Origin of the sequence: Collinsella aerofaciens (genome assembly GCF_015558785.1) — a bacterium.
GTDB lineage: Bacteria > Actinomycetota > Coriobacteriia > Coriobacteriales > Coriobacteriaceae > Collinsella > Collinsella aerofaciens_P.
Map to the genome: position 1 here is coordinate 37748 of NZ_JADMOP010000010.1, position 19400 is coordinate 57147.

The 19400-nt window shown below is 60.2% G+C and carries 19 protein-coding genes, 1 pseudogene and 1 riboswitch; of the genes and pseudogenes, 4 read left to right on the forward strand and 16 right to left on the reverse strand.

Features of this window, described 5'->3' with window-relative positions; genetic code table 11:
* Window positions 1–41 precede the first annotated feature (41 nt).
* From rplF to yqeB, 9 genes and pseudogenes are all read right to left on the reverse strand, one after another.
* A complete protein-coding gene (rplF, locus tag I2G40_RS06085; RefSeq protein WP_006235263.1) occupies window positions 42–578 on the reverse strand; it encodes a 50S ribosomal protein L6 in 537 nt (178 codons plus the stop codon).
* A gap of 33 nt (window positions 579–611) precedes the next feature.
* Window positions 612–1010: a 30S ribosomal protein S8 gene (gene rpsH / locus I2G40_RS06090; RefSeq protein ID WP_006235262.1), complete on the reverse strand. Its 399-nt coding sequence runs from the start codon at window positions 1008–1010 to the stop codon at window positions 612–614.
* A 119-nt stretch (window positions 1011–1129) separates the two neighbouring features.
* Complete coding sequence (locus I2G40_RS06095; RefSeq protein ID WP_022094280.1) at window positions 1130–1315, reverse strand: type Z 30S ribosomal protein S14; 186 nt, start codon at window positions 1313–1315, stop codon at window positions 1130–1132.
* A gap of 79 nt (window positions 1316–1394) precedes the next feature.
* Window positions 1395–1952, reverse strand: a complete 558-nt coding sequence (gene rplE / locus I2G40_RS06100) for a 50S ribosomal protein L5 (protein WP_006235260.1) — start codon at window positions 1950–1952, stop codon at window positions 1395–1397.
* Between the two features lie 400 nt (window positions 1953–2352).
* Window positions 2353–3396 carry a hypothetical protein gene (locus tag I2G40_RS06105; protein WP_229090681.1) on the reverse strand — a complete coding sequence of 348 codons (1044 nt, stop codon included), beginning with the start codon at window positions 3394–3396 and terminating at the stop codon, window positions 2353–2355.
* A 93-nt stretch (window positions 3397–3489) separates the two neighbouring features.
* A pseudogene (locus I2G40_RS09840) lies at window positions 3490–3552 on the reverse strand (zinc-ribbon domain-containing protein); the annotation flags it as partial.
* 242 nt (window positions 3553–3794) lie between these two features.
* On the reverse strand, window positions 3795–5108 hold the full coding sequence (locus I2G40_RS06110; protein ID WP_195544486.1) for a uracil-xanthine permease family protein: 1314 nt from the start codon (window positions 5106–5108) through the stop codon (window positions 3795–3797).
* Window positions 5109–5309: 201 nt separating this feature from the next.
* Window positions 5310–6353 carry an XdhC family protein gene (locus I2G40_RS06115; RefSeq protein WP_195544487.1) on the reverse strand — a complete coding sequence of 348 codons (1044 nt, stop codon included), beginning with the start codon at window positions 6351–6353 and terminating at the stop codon, window positions 5310–5312.
* Between the two features lie 9 nt (window positions 6354–6362).
* A complete protein-coding gene (yqeB, locus tag I2G40_RS06120) occupies window positions 6363–7157 on the reverse strand; it encodes a selenium-dependent molybdenum cofactor biosynthesis protein YqeB (protein ID WP_195544488.1) in 795 nt (264 codons plus the stop codon).
* 102 nt (window positions 7158–7259) lie between these two features.
* Here yqeB and yqeC point away from each other — a divergent pair, with 102 nt between their 5' ends.
* The gene (gene yqeC, locus I2G40_RS06125; RefSeq protein WP_195544489.1) at window positions 7260–7994 is read left to right on the forward strand and encodes a selenium cofactor biosynthesis protein YqeC; all 735 of its coding nucleotides are present in this window, start codon (window positions 7260–7262) and stop codon (window positions 7992–7994) included.
* Window positions 7995–8103: 109 nt separating this feature from the next.
* Here yqeC and hydA read toward each other — a convergent pair whose 3' ends face one another.
* The 5 genes from hydA to dpaL form a co-directional block, all read right to left on the reverse strand.
* Window positions 8104–9471, reverse strand: coding sequence for a dihydropyrimidinase (gene hydA / locus I2G40_RS06130; RefSeq protein ID WP_195544490.1), 1368 nt, complete (start codon window positions 9469–9471; stop codon window positions 8104–8106).
* Window positions 9472–9480: 9 nt separating this feature from the next.
* Entirely contained in the window at window positions 9481–10095 is a 615-nt protein-coding gene (locus I2G40_RS06135; protein WP_195544491.1) for a nucleotidyltransferase family protein, read from the reverse strand.
* A 151-nt stretch (window positions 10096–10246) separates the two neighbouring features.
* On the reverse strand, window positions 10247–11449 hold the full coding sequence (ygeW, locus tag I2G40_RS06140) for a knotted carbamoyltransferase YgeW (protein WP_195544492.1): 1203 nt from the start codon (window positions 11447–11449) through the stop codon (window positions 10247–10249).
* Between the two features lie 201 nt (window positions 11450–11650).
* The gene (locus I2G40_RS06145; RefSeq protein WP_195544493.1) at window positions 11651–13036 is read right to left on the reverse strand and encodes a YgeY family selenium metabolism-linked hydrolase; all 1386 of its coding nucleotides are present in this window, start codon (window positions 13034–13036) and stop codon (window positions 11651–11653) included.
* A 72-nt stretch (window positions 13037–13108) separates the two neighbouring features.
* Window positions 13109–14323: a diaminopropionate ammonia-lyase gene (gene dpaL / locus I2G40_RS06150; RefSeq protein WP_195544494.1), complete on the reverse strand. Its 1215-nt coding sequence runs from the start codon at window positions 14321–14323 to the stop codon at window positions 13109–13111.
* Window positions 14324–14600: 277 nt separating this feature from the next.
* Here dpaL and I2G40_RS06155 point away from each other — a divergent pair, with 277 nt between their 5' ends.
* The 3 genes from I2G40_RS06155 to I2G40_RS06165 all read left to right on the forward strand — a co-directional run bounded on the left by I2G40_RS06155 (window position 14601) and on the right by I2G40_RS06165 (window position 17167).
* Window positions 14601–15254, forward strand: coding sequence for a helix-turn-helix transcriptional regulator (locus I2G40_RS06155; protein WP_055310373.1), 654 nt, complete (start codon window positions 14601–14603; stop codon window positions 15252–15254).
* 123 nt (window positions 15255–15377) lie between these two features.
* Window positions 15378–16364: a hypothetical protein gene (locus I2G40_RS06160; protein ID WP_195544495.1), complete on the forward strand. Its 987-nt coding sequence runs from the start codon at window positions 15378–15380 to the stop codon at window positions 16362–16364.
* Between the two features lie 281 nt (window positions 16365–16645).
* Window positions 16646–16736, forward strand: a riboswitch (SAM riboswitch).
* 8 nt (window positions 16737–16744) lie between these two features.
* Complete coding sequence (locus I2G40_RS06165; RefSeq protein ID WP_195544496.1) at window positions 16745–17167, forward strand: hypothetical protein; 423 nt, start codon at window positions 16745–16747, stop codon at window positions 17165–17167.
* A 285-nt stretch (window positions 17168–17452) separates the two neighbouring features.
* On the opposite strand, the gene I2G40_RS06170 is transcribed toward I2G40_RS06165, so the two are convergent.
* Together I2G40_RS06170 and I2G40_RS06175 are read right to left on the reverse strand one after the other, a co-directional pair.
* Entirely contained in the window at window positions 17453–19102 is a 1650-nt protein-coding gene (locus tag I2G40_RS06170; RefSeq protein ID WP_195520881.1) for a hypothetical protein, read from the reverse strand.
* Complete coding sequence (locus I2G40_RS06175) at window positions 19095–19358, reverse strand: helix-turn-helix domain-containing protein (RefSeq protein ID WP_195520882.1); 264 nt, start codon at window positions 19356–19358, stop codon at window positions 19095–19097. The genes I2G40_RS06170 and I2G40_RS06175 overlap by 8 nt, the downstream gene beginning before the upstream one ends.
* Window positions 19359–19400 lie beyond the last annotated feature (42 nt).

Genomic DNA, 19400 nt, shown 5'->3' on the forward strand with positions numbered 1-19400 from the left:
CCTGACGGGGTGCTGGTCTTATGCGAGTGAGTCGGTTACGACTACTTGGCGGCCTTACCCAGCTTGCGGCGGATGTGCTCGCCAACGTAGTGGATACCCTTGCCCTTGTAAGGCTCGGGAGGACGATGGCCGCGGATCTCAGCGGCGATCTGACCGACCTGCTGCTTGTTGATACCCTTGACGTTCACGTGGGTGTTGTCGGGAACCTCGAAGGTGATGCCCTCGGGAGCCTCGACGATCACGGGGTGCGAGAAGCCCAGGGAGAACTCGAGGTTCTTGCCCTTCTGCTGCACGCGGTAACCGACGCCGGCGAGCTCGAGCTTCTTCTCGAAGCCCTCGGAAACGCCAACAACCATGTTGTGGATGAGGGCGCGGGTGAGGCCGTGGCGGGCACGGGTCTCACGCTCGTCGTCGGGACGGGAAACGGTGAGGACGTTGTCCTCGACGTTGATAGCGAGCTTCTCAAAGACATCGAGCTCGAGCTGGCCCTTGGGGCCCTTGACGACAACGTTGTTGCCGTTGACTGCCACTTCGACTCCGGCGGGAATCTGGACAGGCTTATTACCGATACGAGACACGGTGATCTCCTTTCCTTCTACCTACCGAGCGAATTACCAGACGTAAGCGATGATCTCGCCGCCGACGTTGTGCTTGCGAGCATCGCGGTCGGTCATGACGCCATGGCTGGTGGAAATAATGGCGGTACCAAGGCCACCGCGGACGCGGGGCATGTCGGCAACGCCGGTGTACTTACGCAGGCCCGGCTTGGAAATGCGGCGGATGCCGTTGATGACCTTAGCCTTCTTGGGACCATACTTAAGCGTGATGTGCAGAGTCTTCTGGGGAACGGTGTCCTCGACATCGTAGCCCTCGATGTAGCCCTCCTCGTGCAGAACACGAGCGATCTCGACGAGCTTCTTGCTGCTCGGCATGGAGACCGTGGCCTTGTTCACAGAGTTAGCGTTACGGATGCGCGTAAGCATATCTGCGATCGGGTCTGTAAGGTTCATACAGATTCTCCTTCGTTCTTGATGAACACGTGCTCTTGGTTCTTCGCCGCCCTTAACGGCAAAGCCTTTTTAGCGCGTTTTCCCTGTTCCAAACTGATGCTTGAAACGCTGGTAGTGACTTACCAGCTGGCCTTCTTAACGCCGGGAAGCTCGCCCTTGAGTGCAAGCTCGCGGAAGCAGACACGGCACAGGCCGAACTTGCGGTACACAGAGTGCGGACGGCCGCAGCGCTGGCAGCGCGTGTACTCACGAGTAGAGAACTTCTGCTTGCGATTGCACTTGACGATCATCGATGTCTTAGCCACTTATATCCTCCTCACATAGAGTATTGTTCGCCCCAAGCGCCGCCCCCTTGTGGGAACGGCGCTTATAGGGCAGGTGAACCTATTTCTTGAACGGGAAACCGAAGGCGTCCAGAAGGGCCTTGGCCTCCTCATCGGTGTTGGCGGTGGTCACGAAAGTGATGTCCATACCACGCTGGTGATCGACGGAGTCGAAGTCGATCTCGGGGAAGATGAGCTGCTCGGTGACGCCCATGGAGAAGTTACCACGGCCGTCGAAGCTCTTGGCGGAGATGCCGCGGAAGTCGCGGATACGGGGGATCGCGACGGAGGTCAGACGATCGAAGAACTCCCACATACGGTCGCCGCGCAGGGTAACCTTGCAGCCGATCGGCATACCAGCGCGCAGGCGGAAGGTAGCGATGGACTTGCGGGCACGGGTGATCATCGGCTGCTGGCCGGTGATAGCGCGCAGGTCGCGCACGGCACCGTCAATGGCCTTGGAATCGGTAGCGGCCTCGCCGACACCCATGTTCACGACGATCTTCTCAAACTTGGGGATCATCATGACGTTCTCGTACTGGAACTTGTCCTGAAGCTGCTGCTTGACCTCGTTGTTGTACTTGGTCTTCAGACGCGGCACATACTTCTCTTCTGCCATTGTTCACTCCTTCTTGGGGTTTTAAGCACGGGGCGTGGCCACGATGGGTTGTCCTCGTGCCTCCTGGCTGCATCCGCGCCGCTCATGGCATTTCGCGGTTTGGACTCGACACAGCAGGAGCCGACAAAACAATCGGTACTATACGCGCATTGGGTGCGTATTTCCAGAAAAACCTCGTCTGCCTGCACAACTCCACAACTCCCCCGCACAAATTGATCTGTTGGGAGCCAGGGCATAGTTGTTGAGGAACGAGAGTGGATTTTCGGACGCATGAGAGTAGATTATCGGACGCACGACAAACGAGAGTGGATTATCGGACGCACGACAAACGAGAGTGGATTATCCACTCTCGATGGAGTCCCTCGTTTCCTGGAGGATTGTTTTGGCTGGAGCGTGCCGCTTACTTGAGCGTGATGCACGAGGCGAGGATGTTGGCGTAGTCTTCCGCCGGCATGCCAAAGGCGTCGTCTGCTTCCACTCCGCTTTCGATGTTTTTATTCGGATGTATCGACCCGCCATGAAGCCAGACGACATGCCCGTTTGATGTCTTGCCAAGATCTTTGGCGAAAGCGCCATCACAGATCGCATTTCCAACACTTGTACCGCTGATGATGCGGAAATCAGCGGAGTAATCTAAATTATTGGCACCTGCTCGAGAAACATTTACGAACAAGCAGTCGAGGTAGCCAGTAGTTGTGGTGATTTTAAACTCATCAATCGGGAACCAGTCTGGCAAAACCATCGTATAATCGTCGGTTTCGATGGTTCTTGCTTGCTTTGCTTCTTCCGCCTGGCGCTTGGCTTCTTCCTCGGCTTGCTTGGCGGCTACGGCGTCATCGCGGCGCTTGGTTGCCGCTTGGGCCAATGCATCGACATCAAAGGAAAAGCCAGCCTTCCTGGCGCCCGCGTCTTCCTCGGCATATTTCTTGGCGGCGGCAATCTCGTCGTCGGTCACCTCGGTTGCCTCGACCGGAGCGAGCGAAACGTTGCCGGCATCGATGCTCTTTTTGCCCTCCGCCTTCTTGCTAACCTTGACGTCGACCTTTTCGCCCGGCACGGCATAGATGGTGCCATCGGCTGCAATGGGCGAGGCTGCGACCTCGGCCTTATAGCTGCCGCGACGGAGCTCGACGCCCGCTCCCGTGCTGTCGACATAGCGAACGACGTCGACCTTCTTGCCGCGCGCCTCCTTGCCGGTGATGTGCAGCGGCAGCCTGCTCGCGCCAGCCGATGTGTCCCACCCCTCGGCCGAGACCGTAAACCGCACGGCGTGCTTTGCGGCGAGGGCCTCTTGCTCGGCAGCTTCGCGTGCCTGCTCCGGCGCATAGACGCCAAAGTAATAACCGGCTCCGCCACCCACGGCGAGCAGAGCCACCACGACGGCAGCGATGATGAACGGCTTCTTGGAACGTTTGGGGCTGGACGCGACCGCCTCTGCCGCCATATCGACTTGCTGCGACCCGGTAGGTGTTGCGACATCAACGGGCGAGGGGTTCGCCCCTCCCGTTTGCGCTTGATCATCTGGCACGACGGATGCGCCGCATACGGCGCAGAACTGGGCTCCGTCCTCGATTTTCGACCCACAGTTTCGGCAGAACATCCAAGCTCCCCCTCGTTCGACACCCGTTCAAGACGGGCATGCTTGAGCGCCCACGTGCATGGCGGAGCGCAATCTCTTCTAAGCATATGCTAAGAGCGAATTGTCAAACGTTGTTGCGCAACATTGCCGGGTAAAGCCTCAGCATCCAGCCATCCCCACATAAGTTGCGGTGAAATAGGGACTGTTTGACGGCTTAACAGGCTTAAACAGTCCGTATTTCACCGCAACTCATATATGAGACGTTATTTTTGGCGAGGCAGGACCAGGTTGAGGACGACGGCGACAAGCGCGGCGACGGCAATGGAGGATCCGCCAAAGACGGTGCCGACCCATGCGGGGAATCCAGCGCCAGCAAGTGCGCCGGCCGTGCTCTCAATGCCCGTGCCAAAGGCGATAGACAGACCCATGAGCGTGGTATCGCGCTGAGACAGGCCGTGGCGGGCAAACATGACCACGCCGTTCATGCCGATGGTTGCGAACACGCCGATCGTGGCGCCGCCGATTACCGGCTGCGGAATAGACGTGAGTACCGCCGCGCACTTGGGCAGCAGTCCCGCGATGAGTAAGATGGCGGCGGCGAGCGTAAAGACCATACGGTTGACGACCTTGTTCTCGGCGATAATGCCTACATTCTGCCCAAAGGTTGCCGTGGGGACGCCGCCCAAAAAGCCCGAGAGCATGCCGACCAGACCGTTGGCGATCAGACCACCCGAGATCTGGCCATCGGTCGCAGGGGTATCGAGCGCAGCAGACGAGACAGCGGCAAACTCGCCCATGACCTGCACGGCGTTGACAATGGCGACGACGCCCACGACGGCGCACGCGGCCGGATCGAACACCAGGCGATGGGTGCCTAGGGCCGGCGGGGCGAACCAGCTGGCGGTCGCGATGGCCGAGAAATCGACCATGCCCAGTACCGCAGCCAAAACAAAGCCCGCGCAGATACCGGCCAGGATGCTGCCCAGCCTAAGGGCGCCCTTGCCATAGTTGCCCGCCATAAAGGTGACGACAAACGTCACGAGCGCGACGGCCCAGTTGGTGACGCTGCCAAAATCGGCAGCGCCCTCCCCGCCCGCCATGGAGGCAACTGCCACCGGGCACAGCGACAGGCCAATGACAAAGATGACGGTGCCGAGCACCGGGGCCGGGAACAGAAAACTCACGCGCCTAAACAGCAAGCCGAAAAGCACGACGAGCGCGCCGCCGATTACTTGGGCGCCCAGCACGGCCTCAAAGCCAAGCTCGAGACCGACCGCCTTGAGCGCCGGCACGAAAGTAAAGCTCGCGCCCATCACGATGGGCAGGCCCGAACCGACGACACCTTTTATGGGGAACTGTTGAAGGAAAATGTCGAGCGCCGAGAGAACCAGCGATGCCTGGATGACGGCGGCCTCCTCTTGAGGAGTAAAGCCGCAGACCGACGCAATGATGATGGCGGGCGTGACGATGCCCGCGAACGCCGCCAGCACATGTTGCAATGCATGGGGCAATACCTGCACAAACGATACTTTTCCCGTACGCTCGAACAGGGCATCCCCTGCTGCCGACTCTGCCATTTGCGCCTCCCATACCCTAGGCAGCGGCACCATGCCGCTCAACGAGCGGACATTATAGGGCATATGGCACAGGTAGCATTTTGACCCGCAATCCTGCATCCCCCGGGGTCAAACAGCAGTTGCGGTGAAATAGTTCCTGACTGAGCGCCCGTCAGGCTTATCTAGGAACTATTTCACCGCAACTTATTGATGGGGATGCGATTAGCGCTTGCGGGGGACGAGTTTGGTGCGGCGCAGGTGGATCATCTCGGCGGCGATGGAGATGGCGATCTCCTCGGGATCCTCGGCCTCGATGGCGACACCGATCGGCAGGTGCAGCTCGTCGATCTGGTCCTGTGTAAAGCCCTCCTGCTCCAGGCGGGCGCGCACAAAGGCCGTCTTGCGGCGCGAGCCCAGGCAGCCCAGGTAGGCAGGCTTGGCGCGCATGGCCTGAATCACCACGTCGATATCGGACTTGTGACCTGCTGTAGCGACCACCACCAGATCGCGCGGACCGATGGGGCACAGCTCGCTCAGTTTCTTGTAGTCGACCAGACGACGGTCGTAGACACCGGGCACCCATTCGGGTGTCAACGTGCCGGGGCGATCGTCGCACGCTACAACGGCAAAGCCCGCCGCCGTGAGCACCCGCGCCGTCGCGGCGCCCACGTGGCCGCAGCCAAAGATATAGGTCAGGCCCTCGGGGCAGAGCGTCTCGATGTGCGCCGGGGGAATCTCGGAGGCGGCGTTGGTGTAGGTGACCTTACTCCCCTCCTCCACCAGCGAAAGCCCGGGGCAGCCCGCAATGGTGCGGCGCGATTCCTCGCCATGGTACTCGGCCACATCGCCCTCGAGTGCGCTCGCGATAAACGGCTCAAAGTCGATGACGAAGTCGCCGATGCGCCGATAGGCCAAGACGTCGGCAATTTCTTGGAACAACGATGTCTGAGTCGCATCCAGATGCAGGTAGCACAGGCAGATGGCTCCGCCGCAGATCATGCCGGTATCGGAGTTCTCGCCGCCCATGGTGTAGCGGACCAGACGCGACTGTCCCGCGCTCAGGAGCTCGCGCGCCTCGTCCAGCGCAAAGAGCTCGATCTTGCCGCCGCCGATGGTACCCGCTTGGCTGTCATCGGCAAAGACGGCCATCCAGGCGCCCACGCCGCGCGGCGATGACCCTGCCGTGCCGGCCACGACCACCAGCTCGCACGTCTTATCAGCCTTCAGAGCGCCAAGCGCCGCATTCACCACATCGAGCTTTTCCATTGCAATTTCCTATCCCTGGAATACACCGATGAGCATGGCGAGCGCCTCGAGTACGCCGCCGCCGACCGACGTCGCCTTGTCCGAAATGTAGTTGATATAGCTGGCATCGCCGCGCGGGTCGACGTCGGCGCATTTAAAGCCCTCAGTCACCTGCACACCGTTCGCCAAAAGCCCGCGCAGGCAGCCATCGATCTGCGTGCACATGGGCGTATCGCCCGCGTAGCCAATCACGTCTCCGGCGCTCACGATGTCGCCGATTGCGCGGTCGGACCGAAACACGCCGGCGGCGGGGCTGTGGATAACGCGCTCCCTGCCATAGCCAGCGATAATGCCCGGCACGCCCGTGTTGGGCTGGGGCGAACCTTGGGTAATGACACGGCCCAGGAAATGCCCGCGCATGGTCTCGACCACGGCGTCGCAGTCAACCGGCGCGGTGAAGCCCGGTCCCACGGCAATAACGGCAGGCGCCATGTCGCGCGTGGTGCCCAAGTTACGCTTGGCCAGAATCGCGTCGACCACAGCCGCGGGTTTAAGCTCATCGAGCATCTTGGCCTGGGGGTCCACCACCACGGCGACATCCCCCGCCTCGGTAATCTCAAGCGCCTCGGCCGACGTCTGTGCCAAGCGGGCGCGAATGCCCTCGACCTCGACCTCGCCCAAGCGAATGGCCTCGCAAAAACTGATTGTGCGACGGATGCACGTGGGGACCGCGATATCGGCCATAACGACCGACACGCCGGCGCGCACCAAACGAGCAGCGACACCCGTGGCGATATCGCCGGCGCCGCGAACATAAACGAGCATTCCCGGGGCACCTCCCTGTGCTACGGTTTGAGCAGAGCAAAAGCGGTTCGACCGCTACTCTGATGATTATTTATTATCACAGTATTATACGGCGGTGAACAGATGGAAACGACGAGCGGAAACCTTGCCTCCGCGCTCAAGATCGAGCCGGGCATTACCGCAATTATCGGCAGTGGCGGCAAGTCGACATTGCTGAAGACGCTCGGCCTTGAGCTCATGCGCGCCGGCGGCAGGGTGCTCCTCTGCACCACCACGCACATGTTTCCCGTCGCCGGCGTGCCATGGGACGGGTCGAGCCGTCGCCTGGACGCCGCGCCTTGGAAGCCGGGGACCCTGCATGTTCCCGGCTGCACCTGCGAGGCATGCGCGGGACTTGCCCGCGGAAGCATCTGCCAGGCAGGTGTTTTGGACCCGGAGACAGGCAAGCTCTCCGCCCCCGCCGAGCCGCTCAACGAGCTGGCGCAGCGCTATGACCATGTGTTGGCCGAGGCAGATGGCAGCAAGCGACTCCCGCTCAAGGCGCATGCCGCCTGGGAGCCGGTAATTCCCGCCGCCACGGCAGACGTTGTCTGGGTCGTCGGCGCCTCGGGGCTGGGCAAGCCCGTCGCCGAGGTTGTCCACCGCCCCGAGCTCTTTTGCGAGCGTTGCGGCTGCGAGCCCACCGACGCTGCCACCCCAGAGCGCGTCGCCATGGCGCTCAATGCCGAGCTGCGAATGCTGAACCTCAACAATGCCCGCATCATGCTCAACCAAGTCGATAAGCTCAGCGACCCCACGATGGCCGACCGCTTTGAGGCCGCCCTCGGCCGCCCCCTCATCGCCACCAGCCTCAAATAGCCGGCCCCATCTCCTCAGTTGCGGTGAAATACGGACTGTTTGGCCGCCTGACGGCCGCAAACAGTCCGTATTTCACCGCAACTGAGGGGGGGACACAGCATCTTTGCTGCTAGCGGGGGACGTAGCGGCCGGGCTGGGCTCCGGTGGGCTCGCCGTCGCGCGCGGCCAGCACGCCGTTCACAAACACAGCCTTGGCGCGGCCGTGCGCCTCAAAGCCCTCGAGCGGCGTGTAGTCCACGGCCTGATGCTGCGTCGCGGCGCTGATCGTCCAGCGCGCCTTGGGATCCCACACGCACACGTCGGCATCGGAGCCCTCAGCAAGACATCCCTTGCGCGGATACATGCCAAAGACGCGCGCCGGATTCTCGCTCATCAAGCGGCACAGATCCTCAGGACCCAGCTGTCCCTCAAAGCTCGTAGCGATCGCGACGGGACGATGCTCCACACCGGGTCCGCCGTTGGGAATCGCGCGGAAGTCGTCGCGCCCGCGGTCCTTTTGCCCGTGCAGGTTAAAGCTGCAGTGGTCGGTCGCGATCGTATCGATCTCGCCGGCCACAAGCGCCTCGCGCAGTGCCGCACGGTCGCCCGCATGGCGCAGCGGCGGGCTCATCACATATTTGGCGCCCGCAAAGCCGTCCTCGCCCTGCTCCAAATAGCACGTATCGTCGAGCATCAGATACTGAGGGCAGGTCTCGACATAGATATTCTTCTGCCCGCGCGCCTTGGCGGCACGAATGGCCTCGAGCCCCAGCTTGGTCGAAAGGTGCACCACGTTGACCGGTGCGTCGCCGGCCAGGTGCGCCAGATATAGCAGACGGCTCACTGCCTCGGCCTCGCACACGTCCGGACGGCTGAGCGCGTGGCCCTCGGGCCCGTGGATACCCTGCTCAAACACGCGCTTCTGCAGCTCATTCACCAGCGTGCCGTTCTCGCAATGCACGCACAGTATGCCGCCAATATGCTTGAGCTCCTCGAGCACCTCGAGCGTCTCGGCATCGTCCAGGCGCAGGTGGTCATAGGCAAAGTAGGTCTTAAACGACGATACGCCCGCCTCGCGCATGGCCGAAAGATCGGCGCGGTTGCGCTCGTTCCACTCGGCGAGTGCCATATGAAAGGCGTAGTTAGCCGTGCAGGTTCCGTCGGCGCGGCGATGCCACTCGGCCAAGGCATCGGGCATGGTCACGCCACGATCGGCCGTCGCGTAGTCCACGATGGTCGTCGTACCGCCGCAGGCAGCCGCGCACGTGCCGGTCTCAAAGCTATCGGCCGTCCAATCCAAGCCGGTCCAGCACTGCATGTGCGTGTGGCCGTCGATAAAGCCGGGAAACACCCAGCAGCCCGTGGCATCCTCGACGGTATCGCCCTCGGCCGGCTCAATCGCCGCGGCAATCCGCACGATCTTATCGCCATCCATGGCAAGATCGGCGCGGCGAAGCCCCTGGGGCGTCACGAGCGCGCCGTTTTTGATGATGATCATAATTGCTCCTTATTGATTGATGCTGTTGGCCACGCGATCAAAATACGAGCAGGCGGCGATATGCTCCGTTATGCGTTGCTGTCCCTTGGCGGTATCGACGTCCCACAGCTCGTAGGCACGCGCCTCGACCAGCACCACGTCGATACGGCCCTTGAGGATCGAACCGCCGCCGTCCTTGCCCTCGAGACACATAAGTGCATCGAACAGTTCCACCGGAAAGAGAACCGGGCTCGAAGGCTCACCGTTGCACGCAAGACGCACCGGATGCTTGCGGCCACGCTCGTCAAATGCACGAACCATAGCCTCAAAAGAATCCGAACTCACGAGCGGCTGGTCGCCCGGCAAAAAGAGGCAACCTTTCCAGTTGCGTTCGACTCCCCACGAAAGGCCCGCACGGACGCTTTCGCTGCGCAGCTCGCCATCGTGCAGCACGCACGGGCAATGCTTGTCCTCGCAAATCTGGGCGACCTCGGGCCAACGCGTCGAAACCACAGCGTCAAAGCCCCGGGGAACCGAATCGATGGTCCGGGCAATCAGCGGCTCGCCATAGATATCGGCAAGCATCTTGTTAGAGCCAAACCGCTTGCCCTCGCCCGAAGCCATAATGACGCAACCAAGTTTCATGGCGATACCTCCCCTGAAACCATCGTACCCATAACTCGCGCCGCGGGGCATCAACATCGAAAGCGCTTATCCCGCATGCCCCCGATGCAAAAAGGGGGCACCCCGCCGGTTGGCAGAGCGCCCCCTTTACATGGTTTACCTCAGCCCAGCTTTAGGCCTGGAACCAACGGGCGGTGTTGCGCTCGTCGAGGGCCTTGAGGGTAGCGGCGGGATCGGCAACCTTCTGCAGGAACATCATGGCTGCGATGGCGTACGGCTTGTAGCTGGCCTCCTTGTACATGCCCACACGGTGCATGTCGAAGACGTCGGCGTTGACCTCGCCGTGCTCGCAGGAGACACCGGAGATGTCGGCAGGCAGCGGGTGCATAAAGATGGTGTCCTGGCCGTTGGCGGTCTTCTCCATGAGCTCGGTCGTGGAGCACCAATCCTGGTGCGTGGCGTTCTGGGCGAGCAGCTCCTTCTCGAGCGCTGCGATGCCGGCGTCGTCGCCCTCGGCGTACAGGTTGGTACGCTTCTCCATGGCGGCAAACGGAGCCCAGCTCTTGGGGATCACGATGTCGGCGCCCTCGAAGGCCTCGGCCATGGTGTTGACCTGCTTAAAGGTGGTGCCGGACTCGGCGGCATAGGTCTTGGCGCGCTCGACGACCTCGGGCATGAGGTCGTAGCCCTCGGGGTGAGCCAGGGTGACGTCCATGCCAAAGCGGGGCAGCAGGCTGATTAGCGACTGCGGGCAGGACAGCGGCTTGCCGTAAGAGGGCGAATAGGCCCAGGTGACGGCAACCTTCTTGCCCTTGAGGTTCTCGAGGCCGCCAAACTCGTTGATAAGGTAGAGCATGTCGGCAGAGGACTGCGTGGGGTGATCGGAGTCGGACTGCAGGGAGATGAGCGTGGGACGGTGATCCAGAACGCCGTCCTCGTAAGCCTGCTGGACAGACTCGGAGACCTCAGCCATGTAGGCGTCGCCCTTGCCGATGTACATGTCGTCGCGGATGCCGATGACGTCGGCCATGAAGGAAATCATGGTAGCGGTCTCGCGGACGGTCTCGCCGTGAGCGATCTGGGACTTCTTCTCGTCCAGGTCCTGCAGCTCAAGGCCGAGCAGGTTGGCGGCCTTAGAGAAGGAGAAGCGCGTACGGGTGGAGTTGTCGCGGAACAGGGAGACGGCCAGGCCCGAATCGAAGATCTTGGACGAAACGTTGTTCTCGCGCAGCTCGCGCAGAGCGTCGGCGACGATGTAGAGCGCCTTGAGCTCATCGGTGGTCTTGTCCCAGGTGTGCAGGAAGTCGCTGCCGTACATACCCTTAAAGTCGAGGCCGTTCAGCTGCTCGACGAGCTCGGTAAACTTGGCGTCCATGGAAATGTCCTTTCTAAAGGTGAAACGATCGCAATGAGTAGATGCGCTCCGGCATGCGCGTGTGGCTAGAACATGCAGAACGCTATGACGAGGACCCGCCACCGTCGAGGAAGCATGGGAGATAACGACCGCGGGCCCCAAGTCAACAGGAGGCACCGGGGGCATAAACTGTCCCCGGCTCAACAAGATCGAGGAATGGGACTAGTCGATTTTGTTGTTGGTCAGACCGGCGCGGAACACGGTGGCATCGCCATCGGCCTGGCTCGGATCGTAGAGGTTCAGGGCAGCCACATACATGGCGGCAGCGGTGACCAGGTCGTCCTTGTAGGTGACCTCGTTGGGAGCGTGAGCCTGAGACTCGGCACCCGGGCCAAAGCCGACGCAGGGGATGCCGTAGCGGCCCTGGATGGAAACACAGTTCGTAGAGAAGGTCCACTTGTCGCACAGCGGACGACCGGTGCGCTTGTCCATGCTGGGCTCGCAGCCGATGCGCTCGTCACCGAACATGGCCTTGTGGGCGTCGACGAGGGCCTTGACGTGCGGAGCGGTCTCCTTGTTGATCCACGTGGGGAAGTAAGCCTCGGTCTCGTAGACCTCGCCGGTCCAGGACGGACGGTCGTACATGTACATGGAGACCTTCACGTCGTCGCCGTACTTCTTGGCTGCCGGCAGGTTGCGGATCTCGTCCAGGCAGGACTCCCAGGTCTCGCCGGCGGTCATGCGACGGTCGATGGAGATGGCGCAGGAGTCAGCGACAGCGCAGCGGCTGGGGCTGGTGTAGAAGATCTGGCTGACGGTGCAGGTGCCGCGGCCCAGGAAGCGGGCGTCCTCGAAGTGCTCGGGGTTGTACTTGGGGTCGAGCATCTTGACGAGGCCCTTGATGTCGGTCGACTCGTCGCAGCCGTTGTTGTTGAGGGCGCGGACGTCGGCGATGATGTCGGCCATCTTGTAAATGGCGTTGTCGCCGCGGTCGGGAGCGGAGCCGTGGCAGGAGGTGCCATGAACGTCGACGCGGATCTCCATGCGGCCGCGGTGACCGCGATAGATGCCACCGTCGGTGGGCTCGGTGGAAATGACGAACTCGGGCTTAATGCCGTCCTTGTTGTAGATGTACTGCCAGCACATGCCGTCGCAGTCCTCTTCCTGGACGGTGCCGACGACCATGATCTTGTAGCCTTCGGGGATGAGGCCCATGTCCTTCATCATCTTGGCAGCGTAGGTAGCAGAAGCCATGCCACCCTCCTGGTCGGAGCCACCACGGCCGTAGATGATCTCGTCGGTCTCGTAGCCCTCATAGGGATCGGAGTCCCAGTTCTCGATGTTGCCGATGCCGACGGTGTCGATGTGGGAGTCGATGGCGATGATCTTGTCGCCCTCGCCCATAAAGCCCATAACGTTGCCCAGGCCGTCGACCTTGACCTCGTCATAGCCGAGGCTCTCCATCTCGGCCTTGATGCAGGCGACAACCTCGCCCTCCTCGCAAGACTCAGAGGGATGCGAGATCATAGCGCGCAGGAAGCGAGTCATATCAGCACGATGAGACTCAGCAGCAGCCTTGATAGCGTCGAAATCGAGTTCTTTAGCCATTGTTCATAACCTTTCAAACGAAGGAATCTACCTGTGGGGTGGCGGAGCGATACCTATTTACTCCACCCAGTATTAGCAAGTGGGGTATTCGCCCTCCCAGACGATGCGACGGTACTGATCCGGATCGGTGTCGCCTTCGGTGGAGAAGCAGAGCACGGAGCTCGTCTTGTCCAGGCCGATGAGCTCCTTGAGCTCGGCGTACTCGGGATCGAGCATGAGAGTCTCGACCAGGCCGGTGGTCACAGCGCCGGACTCGCCGGAGATGACGCGCGGGTCGCCCTTCTCGGGAGCGCCCAGGGTGCGCATGCCGCGAGCGGTGACCCAGTCGGGGCAGGACACGAAGGCGGTGGCGTGGTTGCGCAGGATATCCCAGCCCAGAATGTTGGGCTCGCCGCAGCACAGGCCGGCCATGATGGAGGGCATGTCGCCGTCCACGATGCGCGGGTCGCCGTCGCCGGCGGCAGCGCCCTTGTACAGGCAGGCGGCAGGCGCGCACTCAGCCACGACGAAGGTGGGCGGGTTATCGGGATACAGGTTGGTGAAGTAGCCCACCACGGCGCCGGCGAGCGAACCCACGCCAGCCTGGACAAACACGTGGGTCGGGCGGTTGATGGCCATCTCGCGCAGCTGCTCGGCAGCCTCGGAAGCCATGGTGCCGTAGCCCTCCATGATCCAAGACGGGATCTTCTCGTAGCCCTCCCAGGCGGTGTCCTGAACGATGACGCCGCGCTCGCAGGCGTCGGCCTCGGCGGCGGCCATGCGCACGCACTCGTCGTAGTTGACCTCTTCGATGGTCACCGTGGCGCCCTCGGCGGCGATGTTATCGAAGCGGGGCTTGGTGGAACCCTTGGGCATGTGCACGACGGCCTTCTGGCCGAGCTTGTTGGCAGCCCATGCCACGCCGCGGCCATGGTTGCCGTCGGTGGCGGTAAAGAAGGTGGCCTGGCCAAAGTCCTTGGCAAGCTGATCGGAGGTCAGGTAATCGAAGGTGCACTCGGCAACGTCCTTGCCGGTCTCGTCGGCAATGTAGTTGGCCATGGCAAACGAGCCGCCCAGGACCTTAAAGGCGTTGAGGCCAAAGCGATAGCTCTCGTCCTTAACGCACAGGTTGGACAGGCCCAGGCGCGCGGCCTGGCCGTCCAGGCGGGCAAGCGGAGTGACGGTGTACTGGGGGAACGACTGGTGGAAGGCACGGGCCTTCTTCACGTGGTCGAGGCTCATGATTCCCAAGTGCTTGTCATCGCTCTTGGGCATCGTGTTGCCCGCCCACTGGATCTTATCGGCCATACGGTGAACTCCTTAAGTCCTCTCTTGCCGGCCCCCGCATACGCGTTTCAGCCCATTCCCATTCATGCGACTGAACTTTTATGTGGATGCCAAACAAAAAGTTTGTTAGCACTGTTCTATCACACTTTTTGATTGGCAAACCTAACAAATTGTTTGTTGCCGTAATCGGTACCTTTTCGCCGACGAACGGTTACATAACGCAGCAACGCTTTCGTTATTTGCGAACAGGTGTGGTTTATGGCAAAGTATGCCCAAACTAATTTTTAGGAAGGCACCCATGACCCCGTCACAGATTGAGTTTTACAAGCGCCTCGCACACGGTCTGGCGCTCCAATTTGGCCCCAACTGCGAAGTCGTCGTCCACGATCTGGAGACCGAGGACGTGGACCACTCCATCGTAGTGATCGAAAACGGCCACGTCAGCGGGCGCAAACTGGGTGACGGCCCCAGCCATATTGTGTTTGAGTCCATGCACGAGGGCACCACCGACGTGCACGACCGCGAGCCATACCTCACCAAAACCACCGATGGCAAGCTGCTCAAGTCCTCTACCATCTTTATCCGCAACGACGAGGGCAAGCCCGTCGGCATTTTGGGCATCAACTTTGACATTACGCTTATGAAGGCTTTTGAGCGTTCGCTCGATGCCTTTACCGGCACCGGCGGCACGGGCTATACCGAGCCCGAGCCCATTACCAAGAACATCGGCGACCTGCTCGAGGACCTGCTGCACGAGTGCGAGCAGTTTGTGGGCAAGCCCGCGGCACTCATGACCAAAGACGAGCGCATTCGTGCCATTGGCTACCTCGACCGTCGCGGTGCCTTCCTCATTTCCAAGTCGAGCGAGCGCGCCTGCGAGTTCTTTGGCATCTCCAAGTACAGCTTCTATAGCTACCTCAATGAGGCCAAGGCGGCGGCCGGCGACAAGTAAGCGCTCGCCTGGATTGCCCCTCCCCTTTTGGGCGCGAGTTCTGGAAAGCACGAATCCAAGACCGAGCCGCTTGGGAAGTTCCATATAATCGATGTCATTAGTATTTCGAAAGGATGGAACAGAATGGCGTTGAGCAAGGCATCATGCACCGGTCGCGGATTGATTCCGGCAATTGGTGGACATGTGCACCGCATGTTCGATGAGGGTGAAGACGACCTGTTTTCGCTGAGCCTTGACGACGTGATGGATGATCGCCCGTGGACCGCCGACGAACTCATGGGCGGCGGGGCTCGCCCGTCAAACCCCAATCCCGCACTTGCGCCTAAGCCCGCATCTGCGCTGACTCCTGCGCAGTCGCCCGTTTCGACGCCCGCGCCTACGCCCGCACCCACTTCGGCGCCCACACCCGCTCCCCGCCCCGCAAGCGACCCGTCCGAGACGGCGGCATTTCTCGCTGCAGCGACGCAGGGCAAATCGGCCGACAGCACCGTTATGTACAGCGCCCAGCAGTTGCCCGTTCCTGCGGCACGCAAGCCTCCGGTCACACGGCTCGATGAGCCCGTTGCCCATCAGGTTGTCCATGATTCCTGGGCTGCAGCCGATCTGGACGAGACCTCTACCGGCATGCCGGCGCTCGATGTTCCAGTTAACCCGCTTTTTGCCGCCAACACGAGCGCCGCGGACTATGAGGGCGGTGCGGCATATTCCGATTATTCCGATGGCTATGCTGGCAACGGTCGCATCGAGACCGAGGATTATGGCACCGCATCGAGCGATTATCTCAACGATTCGTACGCTGCCACGCCCGCACCGGAATATGACCCGGAGGCCGCGTCCGCACCGGCTTATACCAAAAGCACGGGCGAAGAGCGCTTCGCCGATTATTACGCCAAGGAAAAGGCGCTGCGTTTCTCGGAATTTCCGCAGGCAGTCAAGGTTGCCTTTATCGCCATTGTCATTGCCCTGCTCGGCGTCATTGCGTTTGAGGGATTCCAGCTGTTCCGCGGCCCCACCCAAGCGGAGTCGGAAACCCAGCAAAAAGAGGACGATAACCAGTACCTGGACATCAACACCCTCAAGGGCGACCCCAACGACGGAGACGACGAGTAGCGAGGGCTGAAGGCGGCCGCGGAATCCCGCATCCAGCACCGCCTTCTAAGTGCTGTTTTGTCATCCAGCTACACTTTTCCGAAGTTTTAAGGTGCCTATTTCGACACTTTTCCGTACTTTTACACGGCTGATTTCGACACTTTTCCGGATGAAAGCCGAATAATCACTTGGGAAACCAACGCCATCCGCGCGTCATTTCGCGGATGGCGCTTGATTTCTGTCCGTACACGTTGAGTCCGTACACGTTGATAGACTTCCTCTTGCCCGCAAGGAGCGGGCACGTTTTATCCAGAGTCGGGGTAGAGAGTTGGCTCCACGATCCCGACGCCAACCGGCCAAAAGGCACGGTGGCCCTGCCAACATCGATGAAAGGAGTCCGTATGGACAATTTCTCTGTGCGCAGCGAGCGCAACTTCCACAACCTGGCAGCCAAGCCAAAACGAATGCATCTTCTGGACAAGCAGAACGGCTACGCCTCGGCCATGGTCAAGAGCAGCCTCTCCCACCAGATGCGCTTCACGGTGCAAAAGCTCGAGAAAGAGTTCTGCGTTGCCGGCGACCCGCATGTGTTGCAGATCAAACTGTCCGGAGACGATTCGCGTGAGCCGTCTAGCTGGGAGCGGTTTGCCGATGGCGCGTGCGTTGCGGGCGGGTCGGGCATCTTTGCCCGCGAGTGCTTCTGCGAGGGCGCCGAGGTATTCCTGGATCTGTGCCGCGACGCCGTACGCGCGGCCGAGCTGCACCAGTGGAGTCAGAGGGAGTACGAGCTGTTGAGCGCCGCGCGTGGGGTTGCGGGGATGTAGGCAGACGCAGGCGGCGTGCAGCCGTTGCACGCCGCCGCTCAGGCCACGCGATGTCAAAAGACTGACACTTGTGTATGCCTTTTGACAGTCCGAAAGCGCTAGCGAAGTTCATTGATGCCGCGGCTAGATGCGCAGCAGTAAAGAGATGCTGAATACAAATCGCACCCATCTCCAATGGATCCAACACGTCAAAATAAGCACAGATACCCGAGCGCTTATGCTACATGGAAGCACAGAGAGGCCCGCGTTCCGAACCACCACAGCTCGGAACGCGGGCCCCAGCAACTAATTCTTTTCGGATAATCCCAATCCAGTAATCTCCTGATAGCGCCGCTTCAACGTATACGCATCGGGAAGCCTAGAGATCCTCTGATGAATCAACTCATTAAAATCCGCCAGATTTCCGATTACGACATCGATGCCGCCAGCAGCGTTGAGCAAATCGACGTACGTCATAAAGCGAAACTCGAACGGAATTCCCTCGATTTCCTTTGTGCATCCATCATGAAAGTCAATCAGTCTCGAAACGTCATGGGCAACGTACGTGACTCTAACGGTCATGTCGTAGGGTTCGTTGCGCAACTTCGCCTCGTGCTCGTGGTAGCGCACAGTTTCATGCAGGGAGTTAATGTGCGCCTGAATGTACTCATCCCGCAGACCGCCACCGTGTGCCTCATAGGCCTCGATATGTGCACGATTTGAAAGGTCCAAGTATTCAACATCGCCATATTTGCGCCCCGAAGCGTTCGTCTCGTTCACGGAAGAGCCGAGACCCCTTGCGAACCAGCCCTCTTCCGGATGAATGCAGCGGGTAAGGAAATCTACCAGCCTCTGATCGAGAACGCCCTTGGTTAAACTGTTTGAGATCCCCACGCGCTTGACAAAAGCCTTGATGGAATCGACGCCGATCGGCTCCAAAGGCGTCTTCGTTTGACGAGAATCGGCAATGAGAATCAAATAACAACGAATAATGTGAGCAACGCGTCTTCTCGTCGTGTAGGGCAACTCTGCCAGAATGCTAAAGACATCGGCAAGCAGAATCGAGCCGTTCCCAGTCTGCCGGGAGAGTTTCGTTTCGGCCCATGCTTCGTCAAGTGAATAGACGGACTTGGCGTTGTTGAGGTATGGATTCTCCTGAGTGGGATGATACATGGAGTTCCAAAGCGCCTTTACATTGCTCGAACGGGGCGTGCATTCGTAAATCGCCCTGCCGGGGAATCTGTCAACCATCTCAAGCGTAAGCAACTCAAAGTAGAGCATAAACTGGTACGGCTCAAAAGGAATGAGGCCCAAGTCGATAACATCGTCGGCAAGCGTATCGCATCTCGAGAACGATCCGAGAAGGCCTCGGAAAGTTTCTCCAGCGACGTCAGGTTCGATATCACCAAACAGGGCGGCGACGTCTGAAACGTCAGTTTCATGTATTCCGGCTATCCTCTCAGAGCCGAAGGGCGGGTCAATACCGATAGAACTGATTACAGCATTGATGGCGTCGAAAGTTGCGGCAGGAACGTTAAGAATGCCTCTAATCCTATCGAGACCGAGGTGTTGCTCCACGACAAGGGTACGAATGAGCGGAGCACAGCCAATCAAAGCGATTGCATGACTCCTTGCCATGAACTGCTTCTCCTCGAGTTTTTCTTCGAGCTTGAAGTAGCCGTTCGCGAGCTCTTCCATTCCATGGTCGACGCCAACCGCGGCGCTAATGACGTCCTTCAATTCCTTTGAGGGACTATCGTAGTTCTCAAGCCAAAAGCTCCACATCTCGCCGAAGCGATCGGAGATCTCTTCGGCGGGAATCCTGGATTCCTCAGGGCCGTTCTCGTAATAGTCCGCAACCTGAATCGCGGCGCTTTCCATCGAGTTCGGATCTATAGGCAGGGACGCCGCCAGAAGCGCTTCGCATATTTCAGAAATGTTTGCACTGCTACTCATTTACACGCTCCCATAAAGGTTGAGGCTCATAAGCGATAAGGCCATCAAGATCGTCGCTTACCGCACTGAAGGTTAATCCGCAGGCACAAAGCACTTGAGAAAGCTCAGAGACAGTTATGCGCTTGGAGCCGCTTTCCAGTTTCGAAATCGACGCTTGCTGGCATCCCGTTGCCTCAGCGAGCGCCGCCTGTGACATCCCGGAGCGTCTCCGCCATTTAGCGATAAGTCTCCCGAGAGAAAGATTGAAGTCTTCCATAAACGCCCCCTTCCGGCAGCAACCCATGCTTGTATATGATAT